The organism is Microbacterium fluvii, assembly GCF_025515205.1.
Taxonomy (GTDB): domain Bacteria; phylum Actinomycetota; class Actinomycetes; order Actinomycetales; family Microbacteriaceae; genus Microbacterium; species Microbacterium fluvii.
The window spans coordinates 1,660,953-1,680,177 of sequence record NZ_JAOPFX010000001.1 but is presented as its reverse complement, the minus strand read 5'-3'; the positions used below and the strand labels follow the sequence as shown (position 1 = coordinate 1,680,177).

Sequence of the window (19,225 nt, the reverse complement as noted above, 5' to 3'; positions counted from 1 at the left end):
GCGCGGGAGCCAGGCGCCCCCGCGCGTCAGGCGTCGAGCCCGCGGCGCGTGAGCAGCGGCTCGATCTCGGCAGCGCGTCCGCGGAAGTCGCGGTAGGCCTCCAGGGGATCCTTCGAGCCGCCGACGCCCAGCAGACGCTCGCGGAACCGGTCGCCGTTCGCGCGCGTGAGTCCGCCGTTCTCGCGGAACCACTCGACGGTGTCGGCGTCGAGCACTTCGCTCCAGATGTAGGAGTAGTAGCCGGCGCTGTAGCCGCCGGAGAAGACATGGGCGAAGTACGTCGACGAGTAGCGGGTCGGCACGACGGGGTTGTCGAGGCCGATATCGGCCAGCGCTGCCGCCTCGAACGCCGCGACGTCGAGGTCTTCCGCGGCTTCGGCCTGCGTCAGCGAGTGCCAGGCCTGGTCGATCCAGGATGCGGCGAGGTACTCGCTCGTGGCGAAGCCCTGGTTGAAGCTCTCGGAGGCCTGGATCTTCTCCACCACCTCGGCCGGGAGCGGCTCGCCGGTGTCGATGTGCCGCGCGTACGAGTCGAGGATCTCGGGCCAGTAGATCCACATCTCGTTGACCTGGCTCGGGAACTCCACGAAGTCGCGGAACACATTGGTGCCGGCGAAGTGCGGATAGGTGACCACGGCGAACAGCCCGTGCAGGGCGTGGCCGAACTCGTGGAAGAGGGTCGTCACCTCGTCGAGGGTGAGGAGAGTCGGCTTTCCGGCCGCGGGCTTGGGCACGTTGAGGTTGTTGACGACCACGGGCGCGGTGCCGCGCAGCCGCGACTGGGCGACGATCGAGTTCATCCAGGCGCCGCCGCGCTTGGTGTCGCGCGTATACAGGTCGAGCACGTACAGCCCCAGCGCCGACCCGTCGGCGTTGTGCAGCTCGAACGTGCGGGCGTCGGGGTGGTAGCTCGACAGATCGGCCCGCTCGGTGAAGGTCACGCCGTAGAGCTCGGTGGCCGCGCGGAACACGCCGTCCTGCAGCACCCGCTCGGCTTCGAACCAGGGGCGCAGCGCCGTGCGGTCGAGGTCGTACTCGGCCGCACGCACCTTCTCGGTGTAGAACGCCCAGTCGTGCGCCTCGAGGGCGAAGGGGGCGGCATCCGCATCGATGATGCGCTGCAGCGCCTCCTGCTCGCGGCGTGCGTTGGCCGCGGCCGGCACGGCGAGGCGGCGCAGTAGCGCGTGCACGGCCTCGGGGGAGCCGGCCGTCTCGTCGCTGGTGACATAGGCGGCGTGCGAGTCGTAGCCCAGGAGCGCCGCGCGCTCGGCGCGCAGGCGCACGATCTCGCGCAGTACGGCGCGGTTGTCGTGCTCGTTGCCGCGCGACCCGCGTGCGCGCGAGGCCTCCAGAATGCGGCGGCGGCTCTCGCGGTTCGTCAGAGTCGAGAGGTAGGGGTGCCCGGTGAAGAGGGTGAGCGTGACCACCCACGTACCCTCGAGCCCGCGGTCGACGGCGTTCTGCGCGGCCGCCGAGAGCTCGCCCTCGGTGAGCCCGTCGAGCTCTGCGACATCGTGGAAGACCACGGCGAGGTCGTTCGTGTCGGCCAGCAGGTTCTTCTCGAAGGTCGTCGTGAGAGTCGACAGCCGCTGGTTCAGGGCGGTCAGGCGCTCCTTCGCGCCGTCGTCGAGCGCCGCGCCGGCGTGGGTCATCTCGCGGAAGTGCCGCTCGACGAGGTAGCGCGCCTCGGGGGCGAGGTCGAGCGCGTCGAGCTGCTCGTGGAGGGTTCTGATGCGCGCGTACAGCTGGGCATCGAGCTGGATCGCGTCCTGGTGGGCGGCCATCAGCGGTGCCAGCTCTTCGTCGAGCTGCTGGATCTCGGCCGTCGCATCGGCGGAGGAGACCGTGTAGAAGGCGTGCGCCACATCGCTCAGCAGCCTGCCGGCGGTCTCGAGCGGCACCATCGTGTTCTCGAAGGTGGGCATCGAGCGCACGCGGGTGATGTTCGTGATCTCGGCGCGATGCTGGGCGAAGGCCTCCTCGAACGCGGGCAGGTAATGCTCGGGGCGGATCCGCGAGTAGTCGGGCAGTCCATAGGGGAGCGTGCTCGGTGCCAGCAGGGGGTTCGCGGTGGTGTCGGTCATCCCTCCAGCGTAGGGCGTCAGCATCCAAAGAATCTCTTGCAAAGAAATGCTTGCATAACTCCTATTGCAAAGATATCTTTGCATCTATGGACGAGCCGAAGACCACCGCCGCACGCGCCGACCGGATGCTGGATGCCGGCGCACTGCGCGCGCTCGCGCACCCGCTGCGCGTGCAGATCTACGACATCCTGTCGCAGTACGGCGCGCAGACCGCCAGCACGCTGGCGGAGATGACGGGGGAGTCCTCGGGTGCCACCAGTTACCACCTGCGGGCCCTGGCCAAGCACGATCTCATCCGCGAGGTCGAAGGCCGAGGCTCCGCGCGCGAGCGCTGGTGGGAGCGCCCGAAGGGCGGCATCTCGTTCACGAACCCCGAGGCGATGAAGACGCCCTCGGGGCGCGCCGCCACCCAGGTCGTGATGACCGAGTTCCTGAACCGTCGACACCAGCAGCTGATGCGCTATGTGTCGCAGAGTCTCGCCTCGATTCCGCCGGAGGCGGAAGAGGCGATGATCTCCACCGCGACGGCGCGGATGACCGATGAGCAGACGATCGCGCTCATCGATAAGCTGCAGGCCGTCATCGACGAGACCGTCGAGAAGTACCGAGACCAGCAAGGAGACGGGGTGCGTCCGTTCACGCTGCGCGCCGACGTCTTCCCGCTTCCCACCGAGGGGAACTGACATGGCTTCCATCGCACTGAGCGCACCCCGCTCTGCGCAGCTCACTTCCGCAGACCGACTGCTGCTGACCGCTTCGCGACGTCTGAAGCGCCTCGCCCTCGCGCGCATCGCGCACCGGCGTGCCGCCATCGCGGCCGCGTCGGTGGCTGCGGCATCCGTCGATCGCCGTCGGGATGCCCTGGCCGCCGGCCACGTGGGCCTGCTGCCCCGATGACCGCCGCCGTGACCGAGCGCGTTGCGCGCCGCGCACCACTGGGGCGGGACTTCGGCAAGCTCTGGACCGCCGCCGCCTTCAGCAACCTCGCCGACGGCCTCGGGCGCACCGCCGTGCCGCTCGTGGCGACGACGCTCACGCACGATCCGCTGGCGATCTCTGCGATCGGCGCCGTCGCCTTCGTGCCCTGGCTCGTGTTCGGCCTCCCCGCGGGGATCATCGTCGACCGCTTCGACCGTCGCATCGTGATGGCCCTCGCCAACACGCTGCGCGGCGCCGTCGCGGTGTGGCTCGCGACTTTGGGGGTCGCGGGAGAGCTGAGCCTGTGGGCCCTCATCGTCGGCACGCTCGTCTTCGGTCTGGGCGAGACCCTGTTCGACAACGCCACCAACGCGGTCGTGCCGGGCGTCGTGCGCCGCGAGCAGCTGGATCGCGCGAACGGGTGGCTGCAGGCCGCGCAGGTGACGATCGACAACTTCATCGCGACGCCCATCGCCGGCGTGCTTTTCGCCTTGTCACTCGCCGTTCCGCTGTGGGCGGGGGCTGCGGGCTTCATCGTGCCGATCGTGTTGGCCCTGCTGCTGCCGGTGAGTGCCGCGCGGGCGCTGCGCACACCGGCGGCCGTCGACCCCGACGCGCCCGATGTCACGGTGGGCGTCATGGCAGAGCCTGTGGCGACGCCCGAGGCCGCATCGGCGACGACCACGCGCGAGGCGCTGCGCTACCTGTGGCACCACCGTTACCTCCGGGCGATGGTCGTGTTCACCTCGGTCATCGGCTCGGCGCTGTCGCTGGCGCAGGCGGTCATCATCCTGTTCTTCCTGCAGACGCAGCAGATCCCGTACGCCGCCGTCGGGTTCGTCACCGCCGGCATCGGCGTGGGCGCCCTCGCCGGGTCGCTGATCGCTCCGCGGCTCGTGAACCGGTTCGGACGAGGGCGGGTGATGGTGTGGTCGGTGGTCGTCGGGGCCGTCATGACGGCGGCGACCGGAGCCGCACCCGAGGCGATGAGCGCCGTGGCGCTCTTCGCACTTGCGGCAGGCGCCGTGTCGGTGTGGAACGTGCCGTGGGGCGCGCTTCGTCAGCAGATCGTCCCCGGCGAGATCTTCGGCCGCGTGCTCGGGGTGATCCGCACGCTCACGTGGGGGCTCTTCCCGATCGCGACGCTGATCGGCGGGTGGATCGGCCGCTTCGATCTGCGGCTGCCGTTCTACCTCGCCGGTGCGATCATGCTCGTGGCCGTGCTCGTGTCGCTGCCGCTGCTGATCGGCGGCACCCGTCGCGCGGGTGCGGAGTTCGCCGCAGACTCCTAGGCGAACTCGTCCTCGTCGTCGTGGCGCACGACGACCGTGCCGTCGCGATCGAGGGTCACGATCACGCCGGTGTCGAGCTCGACGACCGGCCGCCCCTCGAGCCACGTCAGCGTCCAGTACGGCGCCGGCTGCCCGAGGGCATCGGGCGGGACGGATGCCTCCACCGCCGCGATCTGAGCGTGCAGCGCGGCCGGCACGGCAGCCGGTGGCTGCGTGCGGGCGGCCCAGCGGGTTCCGAGCTGCATCATGCCTCCTGCGGGGCGAGTTCGACCGTGTCGACCACGAGCGCCTCGGCGCCGTCGAGCAGCTCGAGCTCGGCGATGCGGCCGACGGCCTTGAGGTCGCCCTCGGCCAGGCGCAGCGCCGCGATGGTCACGTCGTCGGCGCGCAGCACCAGCCGGCTCACCGGCGTCTTCTGCGACGCCTTGGCCTCGGTCTTCGCGCGACGGATGCCGATGAGTGCGGCGCTGGCGGCGCTCAGCACCGCCGGGTCACCCTCGATGCCGAGGGGTTCCGGCCAGCTCGAGGTGTGGATCGAGCCCTCCTCGAACCACGACCACGCCTCTTCGGTGGCGAACGCGAGCACGGGGGCGAGCAGGCGCAGGAGGGTCGACAGCGCGAGTCGCAGCGCGAGGGCGGCAGAAGCCTGGCCCGCATCCGCCCGGTTGTAGGCGCGCTCCTTGACGAGCTCGAGGTAGTCGTCGCAGAACGTCCAGAAGAAGGCCTCGGTCACCTCGAGGGCCTTGGCGTGGTCGTAGGCCTCGAACGCCGCGGTCGCCTCGCGCACCACCCGATCGAGGGTCGCGAGCATCGCTGCGTCGAGGGAGTGGGTCACCTCGGCACCCTCCGGCACCGGGAACGACAGCACGAACTTGGCGGCGTTGAGCACCTTGATCGCCAGGCGCCGGCCGATCTTGACCTGCGTCGGGTTCTGCGGGTCGAAGGCGGCGTCAGCGCCCAGGCGGCTGGAGGCCGACCAATACCGCACCGCATCCGTGCCGTGCGCCTCGAGGATGTCGGCCGGGGTCACGACGTTGCCCTTCGACTTCGACATCTTCTTGCGGTCGGGGTCGACGATGAAGCCGCTGATGGCGGCATCCGTCCACGGGGCGCGGTCGTCTTCGAGCACCGAGCGCACCATGGTCGAGAAGAGCCACGTGCGGATGATGTCCTGCCCCTGCGGGCGCAGGTCGAAGGGCGCCACGAGGTTCCACAGCTCCTCGTCGCGCTCCCAGCCGCCGGCGAGCTGGGGCGTGAGCGACGAGGTCGCCCACGTGTCGAAGATGTCCTTCTCGCCCTCGAATCCGCCGGGGACGCCGCGCTGGTCTTCCGTGTACCCGTGCGGCGCGTCGGTGGTCGGGTCGACCGGCAGGGCGGCGAGGTCGGGCGTGATGACGCGGTCGTAGTCGCGCTCGCCGTTCTCGTCGAGGCCGTACCAGACCGGGATCGGCACGCCGAAGAAGCGCTGGCGGCTCACGAGCCAGTCGCCGGTGAGGCCGTTCGTCCAGTTCTCGTAGCGCACCCGCATGAAATCGGGGTGCCAGTCCATCTCGCGGCCGAACGCGATGAGCTTGTCGCGCAGCGCCTCGTCACGGGCGCCGTTGCGCAGGTACCACTGGCGCGTCGAGACGATCTCGAGCGCCCGGTCGCCCTTCTCGTAGAACTTCACGGGGTGGCTGAAGGGCTTGGAGACCTCGAGAAGCTCGCCCGAGGCGGTGAGCAGCTCCACCATCTTCTTCTTCGCGCTGAAGACGGTGAGCCCCGCGAGCTCGGCGTAGGCGGCCTTGGCGGCATCCGTCGTCAGCGCCTCCGGCGCCTCGGCGATGATGCGGCCGTCCATGCCGAGGATCGTGCGGTTGGGCAGGTCGAGTTCGCGCCACCACACGATGTCGGTGACGTCGCCGAAGGTGCAGATCATGGCGATGCCCGAGCCCTTGTCCTGCTGGGCGAGGTGGTGGGCGAGCACGGGCACCTCGACGTCGAAGACCGGCGTGCGCACGGTCTTGCCGAAGTAGGGCTGGTAGCGCTCGTCGTCGGGGTTGGCAACGAGGGCGACGCAGGCCGCCAGCAGCTCGGGGCGGGTCGTCTCGATGTGGATGTCGCCCGAGCCGTCGGTCTTGTGGAACGCGATGCGGTGGTAGCTGGCCTGCTGCTCGCGGTCTTCGAGCTCCGCCTGGGCGATCGCCGAGCGGAAGTCGATGTCCCACAGGGTCGGCGCGAGCGACTGGTAGGCCTCGCCGCGCTCGAGGTTGCGCAGGAACGCGAGCTGGCTCGTGCGGATCGTCTCATCGGAGATCGTGCGGTAGGTCTGGGTCCAGTCGACGCTCAGACCCAGCTGGCGGAAGACCGCCTCGAACGCCTTCTCGTCCTCTTCGGTGAGGGCCTCGCACAACTCGATGAAGTTGCGGCGGCTGATCGGCACCTGATCCGAGGGCTTCAGGCTCTTGGCGTCGCCGCGGAACGGGGGAGTGAAGTCGGGGTCGTAGGGCAGCGAGGTGTCGCAGCGCACGCCGTAGTAGTTCTGCACCCGGCGTTCGGTGGGAAGCCCGTTGTCGTCCCACCCCATCGGATAGAACACGGTCTTGCCCCGCATCCGCTCGAAGCGGGTCTTCACGTCGGTGTGCGTGTAGCTGAAGACGTGCCCGATGTGCAGGGATCCGGATGCCGTGGGCGGCGGCGTGTCGACCGAGAACACGCCCGCGCGGCCCTTGGCCTTGGCGGCGTCGCGGTCGAACAGGTACGTGCCCTGCGCGCTCCAGGCGGCATCCCACTTCTGCTCGAGACCTTCCAGGGCGGGCTTGTCGGGAATGGTGGCGTCGGCCATGGGAGTCTCCAGAGCGTTATGTGCGGCACTGTGTGAGCGTGCCTGAGTGTGGGATGTGGCTCGATTCTACGCCCTGGCCCGGAGAAGGAGACTCAGGCGGAGAGGTGGTCGCGGGCCCAGAGTGCGGCGCTGGTGCGGTCGGCGACGCCGATCTGGCGGTAGACGCTGCCGAGGTGCGCCTTGACGGTGCGCTCGGTGATCTCCAGCGCCCGCGCGATCTGCTTGTTGGCGAGGCCCTTCGCGGCCAGCAGCAGCACCTCGCGCTCGCGGGGGCTGAGCGCATGCGTGGGCGCGTTCGGCAGCAGGGCGCCCGCGACCCGCGGGTCGAGCGGCACCTGACCGACGGATGCTGCCCGCACCGCGGCCCGCAGGGCCTCGGGCTCGGCATCCTTGAGCTGGTAGCCCACCGCTCCGGCGCGCAGCGCGCGCTCGACGCGCTCGCGGTCGGAGAACGACGTCAGCACCACGACCGCCGCATCGGGAACCGCGGCGCGTACGCCGCGGGTTCCCTCGATGCCGTCGCTGACGGGCATCGAGAGGTCCATCAGCACGACGTCGGGGCGCTGCGTGCGGGCCTGGGCCACGGCATCCGTGCCGTTCTCGGCCTGCGCGACGACCTCGATGTCGCCGTCGGTCGCGAGCACGGCCGACAGGCCCGCCCGCACCATCGCGTGGTCGTCGACCACCAGCACGCGGATCACGTGAGGCCGTCCGGGATCACGAGGCGCCAGGCGGTGCCGGCACCGGGTGCCGTGCGCAGCGAGAGTTCGGCGCCGGCCTCTTCGCCGAGGTCCGCGAGCACACGCAGACCGAGATGGCCCTCGGCGGGGCTGTTCAGGAGCGCGGGGTCGAACCCGATTCCGTCGTCGGCGACCTCCAGCTGCACGCCGCGCGGCTCGGCGCTCAGCCGCACCGTCACGGTGCAGTGGCCGGCATGGGCGGCGGCATTGCGCAGGCACTCCTGGGCGACCCGGTAGACGAGCTTCTGCTGCCGCTCGGTGAGCGCGACGGGGGCAAGGTCGAGCTCGACGCGGGTGCGGTGGGTCGTCACGGTATCGGCGAGGTCGGCGAGGGCCTGGCCGAGCCCCGCGCGGGCGAGGGTAGCCGGATAGATGTCGACCAGCAGCGACCGCAGCGCCCGCACCCCGCCGCGCACCTGGCCGGCGACCCGGCGCAGCCGCGCGGCCCCGTCGCCGTCGCCTTCCGACGCGGCCTGCGCGGCCGAGCCTTCGAGGGCCAGGCTCGTGGCGATGAGCTCCTGCACGGGGCCGTCGTGCAGCGACCCGGCGATGCGCCGCCGCTCGGCGTCGGAGGCGTCGATCGCCCGCTGCAGCAGCATCGCCCGCTGCGCCTCGGCGTCGCGCACGCGGCACACGAGCTGCCAGACCAGGGGAGCGGCCAGCGCGGCCAGCAGCAGCAGGCTGCTGAGGGTGACGCCGGCGAAGCCGCGCGAGAGGTCGGCCGAACGCCCGGCGACCGACGACGAGGGCAGGTGCAGCTCCAGCAGCAGCTCGCGGCCCGACGAGGTCCACACCGGGCGGTAGACGTCGACGATGCGCTCGCCTTCCTCCGCGTCGATCACCTGTGCGCGGGTCTGCGGGTCGCTGAGCGCGGCGGCGCGCGGTGTGTCGAGCGGCCGCGTCTGCCCGATCAGCGACGGGTCGGCGTCGAAGAGGATCGTGCCCTCGGGGGTCTGCAGGCGGATGCCGAGCACGGCGTCGCTGAGCATGCCCTCCCGTGCACTTCTGCCGAACGCCGCGATCTCCTCGTCGTCACCCTCGGCGATGCCCTCGCCCAGGGCCGGCTGCACGATCGCCTCGGCGAACAGATCGGCGAATCCCGCCGCCCCGTTGACGGCCTCGCGCTCGGCGAGCAGCCGCCCCGCCCAGATCCCGAGCAGCGACACCGCGACCAGCACGAGCGCGAGCCCGCCGACCAGCCCCCAGACGACGCGTCGGGTCGACAGCATCCGCGGCCGCGCCGCCGACGCGCCGTCCGCAGCGGCGACGACGATCCACTCCGCGCGCGCAGTCGCGGCCCCGACGACGTCTTCCGTCGGGGCCGCGACCGGCGCATCCGGGGTCACTCAGCCGCGCCCTCCGCGGTCGCCGCCGCCCTTGCCGCCGCGATCACCGCCGTGGTCGCCGCCGCGCTTGTCGCCATGACCGCCGCTCTTCCCGCTGCGGTCGCCCTTGGCCTGCTGATCGCTCGAACTCCTGTCGTCGCGCTCCGACTTCGTGTCGCGAGACCCGTCGTTCTTCGCGTCGCGGTCGTCGCACTCCCTGTCGTTCTTCGTGCGCTCGTCGTCGCTCTTGGTCTTGTCGGGCTTCACCGCGGCAGGGTCGCCCTTGACGTGGTCCTGTTTCGTCTTGTCCGGCTTCGGAGTCGGCGTGGCCGTCGGCGTCGCTGTGGGGGTCGCCGTCGGCGTGGCCGTCGGCGTGGCCGTGGGAGTGGATGCCGGCGCCTCCACGATCTTTGCGGACGCCGGCACCACGACGGGCACCTCCTGGGAGAACGAGGCGTTGCCCCACAGTCCGAACACGGCGGGTACCGCCGCGATGGTGAGGGCGGCGGTGCTTCCGAGAATCAGTCGCTTCATGTCATCGTCCTTCGTCGATTGTGTCGTGCCGCATGCAACCGCATGGGCTGTATGAGGCATCTCTCATCGCCCACCAGTCTTCGAGGCCGCGCGGACGAGCACCATTGCCCGATGGTCGTAGTACTCCGCGGCCGGGTAGACTGGCGCGAAAGCATCGATCCGGCCATCACCGGGGAGCTCTCGGAAGAACAGCGGTCCGCCGCCCAGTAGAACCGAGCGGGGCAGGCCCGTCACAGCCGCAGCACGAGTGGCGCGACCACGGATCAGAAGGTCTGGAGTCCGCAAGCGGGGTGGTACCGCGGTCGCACGATCGTCCTCGCAGGAAGCATCGCAACCTGCCGGAGTGACAATGACCTATCCTCTCGACCCTTCGACACCCTCAGGGACCGGCGAGCCGCTCGTCCCGAGTCCTCGGTTCCCCGACGTCGAGCGCGAGATCCTCGAGTACTGGGAGCGCGACGACACCTTCCGCGCCTCCATCTCGCAGCGCGAGGGCGCCGACGAGTGGGTCTTCTACGACGGCCCGCCCTTCGCCAACGGCCTGCCGCACTACGGGCACCTGCTCACCGGCTATGCCAAAGACCTCTTCCCGCGGTTCCAGACGATGCGCGGCCACAAGGTCGACCGCGTGTTCGGGTGGGACACGCACGGTCTTCCGGCGGAGCTCGAGGCGATGAAGCAGCTCGGCATCACCGAGAAGAGCGAGATCGAGCAGATGGGCATCGGCACCTTCAACAGCAAGGCGCGCGAGTCGGTGCTCGAATACACGCAGCAGTGGCAGGACTACGTCACCCGCCAGGCGCGCTGGGTCGACTTCGATCGGGGCTACAAGACGCTCGACACCGGGTTCATGGAGTCGGTGCTGTGGGCGTTCAAGCAGCTCTACGACAAAGACCTCGCCTACCAGGGCTACCGCGTGCTGCCCTACTGCTGGCGAGACGAGACGCCCCTGTCGAACCACGAGCTGCGCATGGACGACGACGTCTACAAGATGCGGCAGGATCCGTCGGTGACCGTGTCGTTCCCGCTCGTCGGCGTCAAGGCCGAGGCGCTGGGCCTGACCGGCGTCCGCGCGCTGGCGTGGACGACGACGCCGTGGACGCTGCCGACCAACCTCGCCCTGGCCGTGGGCCCCGGCATCCGCTACGTCGTGGTGCCGGGCGGCCCGCTGGGCGCTGCCGATGTGCACGCCGGCGACGACCCGCTCGAGGCGACCTCGCACAGCTACCTGCTGGCAGAAGACCTGCTCGGCGGCTATGCGAAGGACCTCGGCTACGAATCGGCGGATGCTGCGCGCGACGCCGTGACCGCGACGGTGCTCGGCGCCGACCTTGCGGACGTGTCGTACGACCGCCTGTTCGACTACTACGCCGACGCCGAGACGTGGGGCACCGGCACGTCGTGGCGCATCCTCGTCGACGACTACGTGACGACCGCCGACGGCACCGGCATCGTGCACCAGGCGCCCGCCTACGGTGAAGACGACCAGCGGGTCGCCGAGGCCGCCGGCATGCCGACGATCCTCTCGCTCGATGACGGCGGCAGGTTCCTCCCGCAGGTGACCGATGTGGCCGGCGAGCTGTGGATGGACGCCAACCGGCCGCTCATCCGCCTGCTGAAGGCGAACGGGCGTCTTGTGCGCGAGGCGAGCTACGAGCACTCGTATCCGCACTGCTGGCGGTGCCGCAACCCCCTCATCTACAAGGCCGTCTCGAGCTGGTTCGTGCGCGTGACGCAGATCAAGGACCGCCTGGTCGAGCTCAACGAGCAGATTACGTGGGCACCCGAGAACGTCAAGCACGGCCAGTTCGGCAAGTGGCTCGAGGGCGCGCGCGACTGGTCGATCAGCCGCAACCGCTACTGGGGCTCGCCCATCCCGGTGTGGCGCAGCGACGACCCCGAGCACCCGCGGGTCGACGTGTACGGCTCGCTCGAAGAGCTCGAGCGCGACTTCGGCCGGCTGCCCCGCAACGAGCAGGGCGAGGTCGACCTGCACCGCCCCTACATCGACGATCTCACCCGCCCGAACCCCGACGACCCCACCGGCCGGAGCACGATGCGGCGCATCGAAGACGTCTTCGACGTATGGTTCGACTCGGGCTCGATGCCCTATGCGCAGGTGCACTACCCGTTCGAGAACCGCGAGTGGTTCGACTCGCACGCCCCGGCCGACTTCATCGTCGAGTACATCGGGCAGACCCGCGGCTGGTTCTACGTCATGCACGTGCTCTCGGGCGCGCTGTTCGACCGCCCCGCCTTCACCGGCGTCGCCTGCCACGGCATCGTGCTGGGCAGCGACGGACAGAAGATGTCGAAGTCGCTTCGGAACTACCCCGACGTCTCCGAGGTGTTCGACCGCGACGGCTCCGACGCCATGCGGTGGTTCCTCATGGCCAGCTCCGTGCTCCGCGGCGGCAACCTCATCGTCACCGAAGAGGGCATCCGCGCGGGGGTCCGCGAGTTCATGCTGCCGCTGTGGAACGCCTGGTACTTCTTCGCGACGTACGCGAACGCTTCGACAGGCTCAGCGGGGTCCGCTTCGACAGGCTCAGCGGGGTCCGCTTCGACAGGCTCAGCGGGGTCCGCTTCGACAGGCTCAGCGGGGTCCGCTTCGACAGGCTCAGCGGGATCTGCCGCCGGCGGCCCCGAAGGCAGCGGATATCAGGCACGCTGGCGCACCGACTCGACCGATGTGCTCGACCGCCACATCCTCGCCCTCACCGGCGACCTCGTGCGCGGCGTCGCCGAAGACCTCGAGGCCCTCGACTCCACGACGGCGGCGGCCAAGCTGCGCGACTTCGTCGAGGTGCTGACCAACTGGTACATCCGTCGATCGCGCGACCGGTTCTGGGTCGGAGTGACCGACGCCCCCGCATCCACCGAGGCCTTCGACACCCTCTACACGGTGCTCGAGACCCTCACGAGGGTCGCCGCGCCGCTGCTGCCGCTCGTGGCGGAGCGGGTATGGCAGGGGCTCACCGGCGGGCGCAGTGTGCACCTGCAGGACTGGCCGGATGCCGACGCCTTCGCCCCCGCTGCCGACATCCGCGACGCGATGGACGCCGTGCGCGAGGTCTCGAGCGTCGCCAACGCGCTGCGCAAGAAGCAGGGCAAGCGCGTGCGCCTGCCCCTTCCGAAGCTCACCGTCGCGGTGACGGATGCTGCCGCCCTGGCGCAGTTCGACGGCATCGTGCGCGACGAGCTCAACGTCAAGGCGGTCGAGCTGGTCGAGCTGAGCGACGAGGTGGCCGACCGCTACGGCATCTCGCAGCGCCTGAGCGTCAACGCCCGCGCGGCGGGTCCGCGGCTGGGCAAGCAGGTCCAGCACGTGATCGCCGGCGCTCGCGCAGGGCTGTGGGAGGCGACCGCCGAAGGCGTCGTCGTCGACGGCGTCGCCCTGGAGCCGGGGGAGTACGACCTCACCCTCGAGGCCGGCGGGGTCGCGGAGGGCACCGCGATCGCGCTGCTCAAGGACGGCGGCTTCGTGCTGCTGGACACCACGACGACCGACGAGCTCGAGGCCGAGGGCCTCGCGCGCGACGTGATCCGCGCCGTGCAGGACACCCGCAAGGCCGCAGGCTTCGAGGTCAGCGACCGTATCCGCCTGCGCCTCGTCTTCGACGACGCGGCCGACGCGGTCGCGGTCGGGCTGGGGCAGAGCGCGGCCGACGTCGCCGGTGAGACGCTCGCCGTCGACCTCGTCCTGCTGCAGGCGGGCGCCGATGTCGAGGGCACCGCCGAGGCGGCGGCAGCCGCCTGGCCGCCCTCGCCCGGGTTCGCGCCGGAATACGTCGGTCTCGTGACCGCCGGCACCTACGCCAACCGCGGCGCATTCGCCGTCGCCGTGAGCCGATCGGAGGTGACGGCATGAACGACCGCCGCAGGGCCGACGCCGTCTACGAGCAGCTGCTGCAGCGCCAGGGCGAGCGCTGGGTCGAGCCGCGCATCGAGCGCACCCGCCGCGTGCTGGAGTACCTCGACGACCCGCAGCGCACCTACCGCGTCGTGCACGTGACCGGCACGAACGGCAAGACCTCGACCAGTCGCATCGTCGAGAGCGTGCTGCGGGCCCACGGGCTGCGCACCGGACTGTTCACGAGTCCGCATCTCGAGCGCTACACCGAGCGCATCATGGTCGACGGCGAGCCGGTCGCCGACGCGGCCGTGGCCGACGCATGGGACGAGATCGCGCCGTTCGTCGCGATCGTCGACGACGAGCTCGCCGCATCCGGCGAGCCGCCGCTGACCTTCTTCGAGCTGCTCACGGTGCTCGCCTTCGTCGTCTTCTCGGACGCTCCGGTCGACGTCGCCGTGATCGAGGTCGGCATGGGCGGCGCGTGGGATTCGACGAACACCGCCGACGGCGACGTCGCGGTGTTCGCACCGATCGACATCGACCACGCCGACCGGCTCGGCGACACGATCGAGGCGATCGCCGAGGTCAAGGCGGGGATCATCAAGCCGGGCGCCGCCGCCGTGTCGGCGCGCCAGCATCCGGATGCCGAACGCGTGCTGCGCGCGGCCGCCGCCGCCGCCGGCGCGACGATCGCCTTCGAGGGCGCCGACTTCGCCCTGCGCGAGGGCCGGCTCGCCGTCGGCGGTCAGCAGATCTCGGTGCGGGGCCTCGCGAGCGACTACCCCGAGCTGTACCTGCCGATGTACGGCGCCCACCAGGGCATGAACGCGGCGCTGGCGATCGCCGCCGTCGAGTCGCTCGTGGGCGGCGCGTCGCAGCCGATCGACGAGGGAGTGCTGGCCGAAGGCCTCGCCGAGACCACGTCGCCCGGCCGCCTCCAGCTGGTCGGCGTCGAGCCCACCGTGCTCGTCGACGCCGCGCACAACCCGCACGGCGCGCGTGCACTGGCCTCGGCGCTGCGCGAATCGTTCGCCTTCGAGGAGTGGGGCGTCGTGCTGGGCGTGCTCTCCGACAAGGATGCCGCCGGCATCGTCGCGGCGCTCGCCCCCGTCGCGACGCATGTCTTCGCGACCTCGCCCGCCTCGGATCGGGCGAGCGATGCCGAGGCCGTCGCCGATCTCGCCGAGGCCGCGGGGCTGCCGGTGACGGTGCACCCCGGGCTCGACGACGCGGCCGAGGCTGCGCGCGAGTGGGCGGCGGGGCACGAGGGCCGTGCCGTCGTGATCGCCGGCTCGGTCGTGCTGGCCGGGGAGGCGATCACGCTCGCCCAGGACGAGGACTGGAAGAGCGGGTGGCAGTCGTGAGCGCGCCGCGCGAGCGGCGGCGCCGCGGCGCCGCCGAGTCGCTCGGGTCGATCGTGCTCGTGTTCGAGTCGATCGTGGTGTTCCTGGGCGGGCTCACCGTCTACGGGCTGCGGGTGCTGCCCGCGGGCATCGCCCCCTGGTGGGGGATCGTCGGCGGCACGGTGCTCGCCGTGCTCATGATCGCTGTCAGCGGTCTGCTGCGGCACCGCTGGGCGATGGCGGTCGGATGGATGCTGCAGCTGCTCGTCGTGCTCGCCGGCTTGCTCGTGCCGGCCCTCGCGCTCGTGGGTCTCATTTTCGGGGCGATGTGGGCGTATGCGACCATCAAGGGGGCCTCGCTCGACCGCCGCAATGCGCGGCTGGCGGCAGAGCTCGCAGATTCGAACGGAGACTGACCTCATGGCCACCGAAGAAACCCTCGTCCTCGTCAAGCCCGACGGCGTGGCCCGCGGCCTCACCGGCGCGATCCTGGCCCGCATCGAGGCCAAGGGCTACGCCCTCGTCGACATCAAGCTCGTCGAACCCGACCGGGACCTCCTGGCCCGGCACTACGCCGAGCACGAGGGCAAGCCCTTCTACGAGCCGCTGCTGGAGTTCATGCTCTCGGGCCCGTCGGTGGCGATCCGCCTGGCCGGCAACCGTGTCATCGAGGGCTTCCGGTCGCTGGCCGGCACCACCGACCCCACCACGGCGGCCCCCGGCACGATCCGCGGCGACTTCGGCCGCGACTGGGGCCTCAAAGTGCAGCAGAACCTCGTGCACGGCTCCGACAGCCCGGAGTCGGCCGCCCGCGAGCTCGCGATCTGGTTTTGACGCGCGTCGCGCGCGTGCGTGCCGTTCAGCTGTCGGATGCGTGGCGCCGGTGCTGTCTGATGAGCCGCAGGCGGCAGCATCCGCCCCACCGCTCCGACGCCTGAACGGCTGAAGGGGCGGATGGCGCCGGGCGAGGGCCGCGGCGCGGCTCAGAACAGGGCGCCGAGCACGTCGAGGCGCACCTGGGCGAGCACCGCGATGATCGCGTAGCTGACGACCGCCAGCAGCGGCACCCAGCTCATCAGGGTGCCCGCGCCGCGCCGCAGAGCCGACGGCGACGGCACGATGCCCGTGCGCAGCACGTGCAGCCACACGGCGTAGAACGTCGGGATCGTCACGGCCCACGTGACCATGCACCACGGGCAGAGGGTGCCGAGCACGAAGATGCTCTGGCTGATCAGCCACACCACGAACCCGAACGCGAACGTGATGCCCAGGGTGAACGCCCACCAGAACCAGCGGGCGAAGCGTGCCCCGGCGAGGATCGCCATGCCCACCACGATCGGCGCGACCCATCCGGCAAGACCCAGGATCGGGTTCGGGAAGCCGAACACCTTGCCCTGCCACGACTCGAGGTTCGCCGTGCACTGCACGAGCGGGGAGAAGTCGCAGGATGCCGTCGCGCCGGGGTTCATCAGCAGGTGGAAGCGCTCCATGGTCAGCGAGAACGCCGCCCACCAGCCGATCGCTCCGGCCAGGACGAGCCAGACGGCGAGGGCGGTGGGACGCGTGCGGGAGGGCTCTGCGGGCATGGTCGGATTATCCCATCGGAGTGCCCGTCGGCGGTGCCAGCGGGGTTCTCGGTGGACGTCGACGACACGGCCGAACGGCCGAACGAGCGAGAAATGCCCGAAGGTGCGATAATGGCTGTCGATGTGTCGCGGCCGCGCCGTGACAGACATCACAGAAGACTTCAGGGCGACGACCGCCCTTCGCAGCCTGAGCCACGGGCTCGCTGCAGACCGAGTGAGTTCGCGGCACCGCAGGTGCGGCGCCGCCGAGATTTCGCCGGGCGACGCGCGGTGTCGCCCCGCTAGGAGTAAGCCAGTGATGGCCGATGGCACAGATGCACACGACGATCAGACCCTCGACATGGCGGGCGACGCGTCGCTGACTCCCGTCGAGACGGTGGCCGAACCGGCAGCGGATGCCGCGGCGCCCGACGAGCAGCAGGCCCCGGCAGAGTCGGAGGCCGACGCCGCGCCCCAGGCCGCCGAAGAGCCCGAGTCCGAGCAGGAGGCTGAGGCGACGCCCGAGGCCGAGGCGACGCCCGAGGCTGACTCCGCCCCGGAGTCGGAGACCGGGCAGGACCCCGCGCCCGAGTCGGAGACCGCCGAGCCCGAGCCCGGCCAGGACCCCGCGCCCGAGCCGGAGACCGAGCCCGAGACGGCGCCCGAGCCCGTCACCGCCGTGACGCTGGGCCTCCTGCCCGAGGTGTTCGTCTCGTCGGTGACGACGCAGCTGCACTTCTATGCCCCCGAGGTCATCGCCCTGCCGGCGCCCCCAGAAGAGCCCGAAGACGAGGCGCAGCCCGCGTCGAGCTCGTCTCGGCGCCGTCGTCGCTCGCGCAGCGGTTCGGGGGAGGGCCGGGAGGCGGCATCCGCTCCGACCGAGCGCCAGCCCCGTCAGCGCCCGGTCGAGCTCATCACCGAGCCGCAGCGCATCAAGGGGTCGACGCGCCTGGAGGCCAAGAAGCAGCGCCGCCGCGACGGCCGTGAAGCCGGTCGCCGCCGCGCTGTCGTGACCGAGGCCGAGTTCCTCGCGCGCCGCGAAGCCGTCGACCGCGACATGATCGTGCGCTCGAAGAACGGCCGCATCCAGATCGCCGTGCTCGAAGACAACGTGCTCGTCGAGCACTACGTGGCGCGCAGCCAGGAGGCGTCGCTCATCGGCAACGTCTACCTCGGCCGCGTGCAGAACGTGCTGCCCAGCATGGAGGCCGCGTTCGTCGACATCGGCCGCGGTCGCAACGCCGTGCTCTACTCGGGCGAGGTCGACTGGGACGCCGTCGAGACCGGCAATCAGCCCCGCCGCATCGAGCTGGCGCTCAAGAGCGGCGACCGCGTGCTCGTCCAGGTCACGAAAGACCCGGTCGGCCACAAGGGCGCCCGCCTGACCAGCCAGATCTCACTGCCCGGCCGCTACCTCGTGTACGTGCCCGGCGGGGCGATGAACGGCATCTCGCGCAAGCTCCCCGACGTCGAGCGGGCGCGCCTGAAGAAGATCCTCAAAGAGGTGCTGCCCGAGTCGTCGGGCGTCATCGTGCGCACCGCCGCCGAGGGCGCCACCGAAGAGCAGCTCACCCGCGACGTGCAGCGTCTGACCAGCCAGTGGGAGCACGTCAGCGCCCAGGCTCAGAACGGCCAGGCGCCCGCGCTGCTGCACTCCGAGCCCGACCTGCTGGTCAAGATCGTGCGCGACGTGTTCAACGAGGACTTCTCGCGGATGCTGATCCAGGGCGAAGAGGCGCACCACACGATCACCCGCTACCTCGAGGGCGTCGCGCCCGACCTGCTCGAGCGCGTCACCGCCTACGAGGGCGACGGCGACCCGTTCGACGAGTACCGCATCACCGAGCAGATCGAGAAGGCGCTCGACCGCAAGGTGTGGCTCCCCTCGGGCGGATCGCTCGTGATCGACCGCACCGAGGCGATGACGGTCATCGACGTCAACACCGGCAAGTTCGTCGGCACCGGCGGCAACCTCGAAGAGACGGTCACCAAGAACAACCTCGAGGCCGCAGAAGAGATCGTGCGCCAGCTGCGCCTGCGCGACATCGGCGGCATCATCGTGGTCGACTTCATCGACATGGTGCTCGAGTCCAACCGCGACCTCGTGCTGCGCCGCGTCGTCGAGTGCCTGAGCCGCGACCGCACGAAGCATCAGGTCGCCGAGGTCACCTCGCTCGGTCTCGTGCAGATGACCCGCAAGAAGCTGGGCCTGGGGCTGCTCGAGACCTTCAGCGAGGCGTGCGAGGTGTGCGCCGGCCGCGGGGTCATCGTGCACCACGACCCCGTCGTCAAGCACCGCCCGTCGGGCTCCGGCGCCTCGAACGGCTCCAACGGCTCGAACCGCCGCTCGCGCCCCGCTCCGACGAGCTCGGCGGCCCCGTCGACCGGAACGCACACGATCACCGAGGGCATGAAGTCCGCCCTCGCCCAGATCGCGGCCTCGACCATTCACCCGACGACCGGCACGATCGAGACCGTCGAAGAGCCGGTGCCGGCAGCATCCGCCGCCGACCAGCCCGCCGCCGACCGGCCCAAGAAGCCGCGCCGCAAGCGCAAGGAGCCGGCCCGTGCGGGTGCGCGCACCGAGACCGACCTGCTGTTGGACTCGGTGCTCAATGCGCTCCCAGAGCCCAAGGCTCCCGGTGAGGGGCGCTCCCGTCGTCGGGTGACGACGGCTGCGCTCACCGGCACGCCGGTCGCCCACCCGCCGGTCGGGCAGGCGACGGCCTCGGACGAGTAGTCGG

The 19,225-nt window shown here is 70.8% G+C and carries 15 protein-coding genes; 8 read left to right on the top strand and 7 right to left on the bottom strand.

What is annotated here, in order from left to right; translation table 11 throughout:
* Window positions 1-26 precede the first annotated feature (26 nt).
* The gene (locus OAW74_RS07800; protein ID WP_262873731.1) at window positions 27-2,084 is read right to left on the bottom strand and encodes a M3 family metallopeptidase; all 2,058 of its coding nucleotides are present in this window, start codon (window positions 2,082-2,084) and stop codon (window positions 27-29) included.
* A gap of 86 nt (window positions 2,085-2,170) precedes the next feature.
* Between OAW74_RS07800 and OAW74_RS07795 the strand changes: the two genes are divergently transcribed.
* Genes OAW74_RS07795 through OAW74_RS07785 form a run of 3 tightly spaced genes read left to right on the top strand, consistent with a single transcriptional unit; the run spans window position 2,171 to window position 4,294 of the window.
* A complete protein-coding gene (locus OAW74_RS07795) occupies window positions 2,171-2,767 on the top strand; it encodes a winged helix-turn-helix domain-containing protein (RefSeq protein WP_262873730.1) in 597 nt (198 codons plus the stop codon).
* Window position 2,768: 1 nt separating this feature from the next.
* Window positions 2,769-2,981 (top strand): hypothetical protein, encoded by a 213-nt coding sequence (locus tag OAW74_RS07790; RefSeq protein WP_262873729.1) that lies wholly within the window; start codon window positions 2,769-2,771, stop codon window positions 2,979-2,981.
* Between the two features lie 8 nt (window positions 2,982-2,989).
* A complete protein-coding gene (locus OAW74_RS07785; protein WP_262873728.1) occupies window positions 2,990-4,294 on the top strand; it encodes an MFS transporter in 1,305 nt (434 codons plus the stop codon).
* On the opposite strand, the gene OAW74_RS07780 is transcribed toward OAW74_RS07785, so the two are convergent.
* From OAW74_RS07780 to OAW74_RS07760, 5 genes are all read right to left on the bottom strand, one after another.
* Window positions 4,291-4,539 (bottom strand): hypothetical protein, encoded by a 249-nt coding sequence (locus tag OAW74_RS07780; RefSeq protein ID WP_262873727.1) that lies wholly within the window; start codon window positions 4,537-4,539, stop codon window positions 4,291-4,293. The two genes, OAW74_RS07785 and OAW74_RS07780, sit on opposite strands and share 4 nt — an antisense overlap.
* Entirely contained in the window at window positions 4,539-7,118 is a 2,580-nt protein-coding gene (gene valS / locus OAW74_RS07775) for a valine--tRNA ligase (protein WP_262873726.1), read from the bottom strand. The genes OAW74_RS07780 and valS overlap by 1 nt, the downstream gene beginning before the upstream one ends.
* A gap of 92 nt (window positions 7,119-7,210) precedes the next feature.
* On the bottom strand, window positions 7,211-7,819 hold the full coding sequence (locus OAW74_RS07770) for a response regulator (RefSeq protein WP_262873725.1): 609 nt from the start codon (window positions 7,817-7,819) through the stop codon (window positions 7,211-7,213).
* The gene (locus OAW74_RS07765; RefSeq protein ID WP_262873724.1) at window positions 7,816-9,204 is read right to left on the bottom strand and encodes a sensor histidine kinase; all 1,389 of its coding nucleotides are present in this window, start codon (window positions 9,202-9,204) and stop codon (window positions 7,816-7,818) included. The genes OAW74_RS07770 and OAW74_RS07765 overlap by 4 nt, the downstream gene beginning before the upstream one ends.
* The gene (locus OAW74_RS07760; RefSeq protein WP_262873723.1) at window positions 9,205-9,717 is read right to left on the bottom strand and encodes a hypothetical protein; all 513 of its coding nucleotides are present in this window, start codon (window positions 9,715-9,717) and stop codon (window positions 9,205-9,207) included.
* Window positions 9,718-10,066: 349 nt separating this feature from the next.
* Between OAW74_RS07760 and ileS the strand changes: the two genes are divergently transcribed.
* The 4 genes from ileS to ndk are packed head-to-tail and all read left to right on the top strand — an operon-like array spanning window position 10,067 to window position 15,750.
* Complete coding sequence (gene ileS / locus OAW74_RS07755) at window positions 10,067-13,588, top strand: isoleucine--tRNA ligase (RefSeq protein ID WP_262873722.1); 3,522 nt, start codon at window positions 10,067-10,069, stop codon at window positions 13,586-13,588.
* Window positions 13,585-14,937 (top strand): bifunctional folylpolyglutamate synthase/dihydrofolate synthase, encoded by a 1,353-nt coding sequence (locus OAW74_RS07750; RefSeq protein WP_262873721.1) that lies wholly within the window; start codon window positions 13,585-13,587, stop codon window positions 14,935-14,937. The genes ileS and OAW74_RS07750 overlap by 4 nt, the downstream gene beginning before the upstream one ends.
* Window positions 14,925-15,332, top strand: a complete 408-nt coding sequence (locus tag OAW74_RS07745; protein WP_378733584.1) for a DUF4233 domain-containing protein — start codon at window positions 14,925-14,927, stop codon at window positions 15,330-15,332. The genes OAW74_RS07750 and OAW74_RS07745 overlap by 13 nt, the downstream gene beginning before the upstream one ends.
* A gap of 4 nt (window positions 15,333-15,336) precedes the next feature.
* Window positions 15,337-15,750, top strand: coding sequence for a nucleoside-diphosphate kinase (gene ndk / locus OAW74_RS07740; protein WP_262873720.1), 414 nt, complete (start codon window positions 15,337-15,339; stop codon window positions 15,748-15,750).
* A gap of 149 nt (window positions 15,751-15,899) precedes the next feature.
* On the opposite strand, the gene OAW74_RS07735 is transcribed toward ndk, so the two are convergent.
* On the bottom strand, window positions 15,900-16,502 hold the full coding sequence (locus tag OAW74_RS07735) for a vitamin K epoxide reductase family protein (RefSeq protein WP_262873719.1): 603 nt from the start codon (window positions 16,500-16,502) through the stop codon (window positions 15,900-15,902).
* A 298-nt stretch (window positions 16,503-16,800) separates the two neighbouring features.
* Here OAW74_RS07735 and OAW74_RS07730 point away from each other — a divergent pair, with 298 nt between their 5' ends.
* Complete coding sequence (locus OAW74_RS07730) at window positions 16,801-19,221, top strand: Rne/Rng family ribonuclease (RefSeq protein WP_262873718.1); 2,421 nt, start codon at window positions 16,801-16,803, stop codon at window positions 19,219-19,221.
* Window positions 19,222-19,225: the final 4 nt, after the last annotated feature.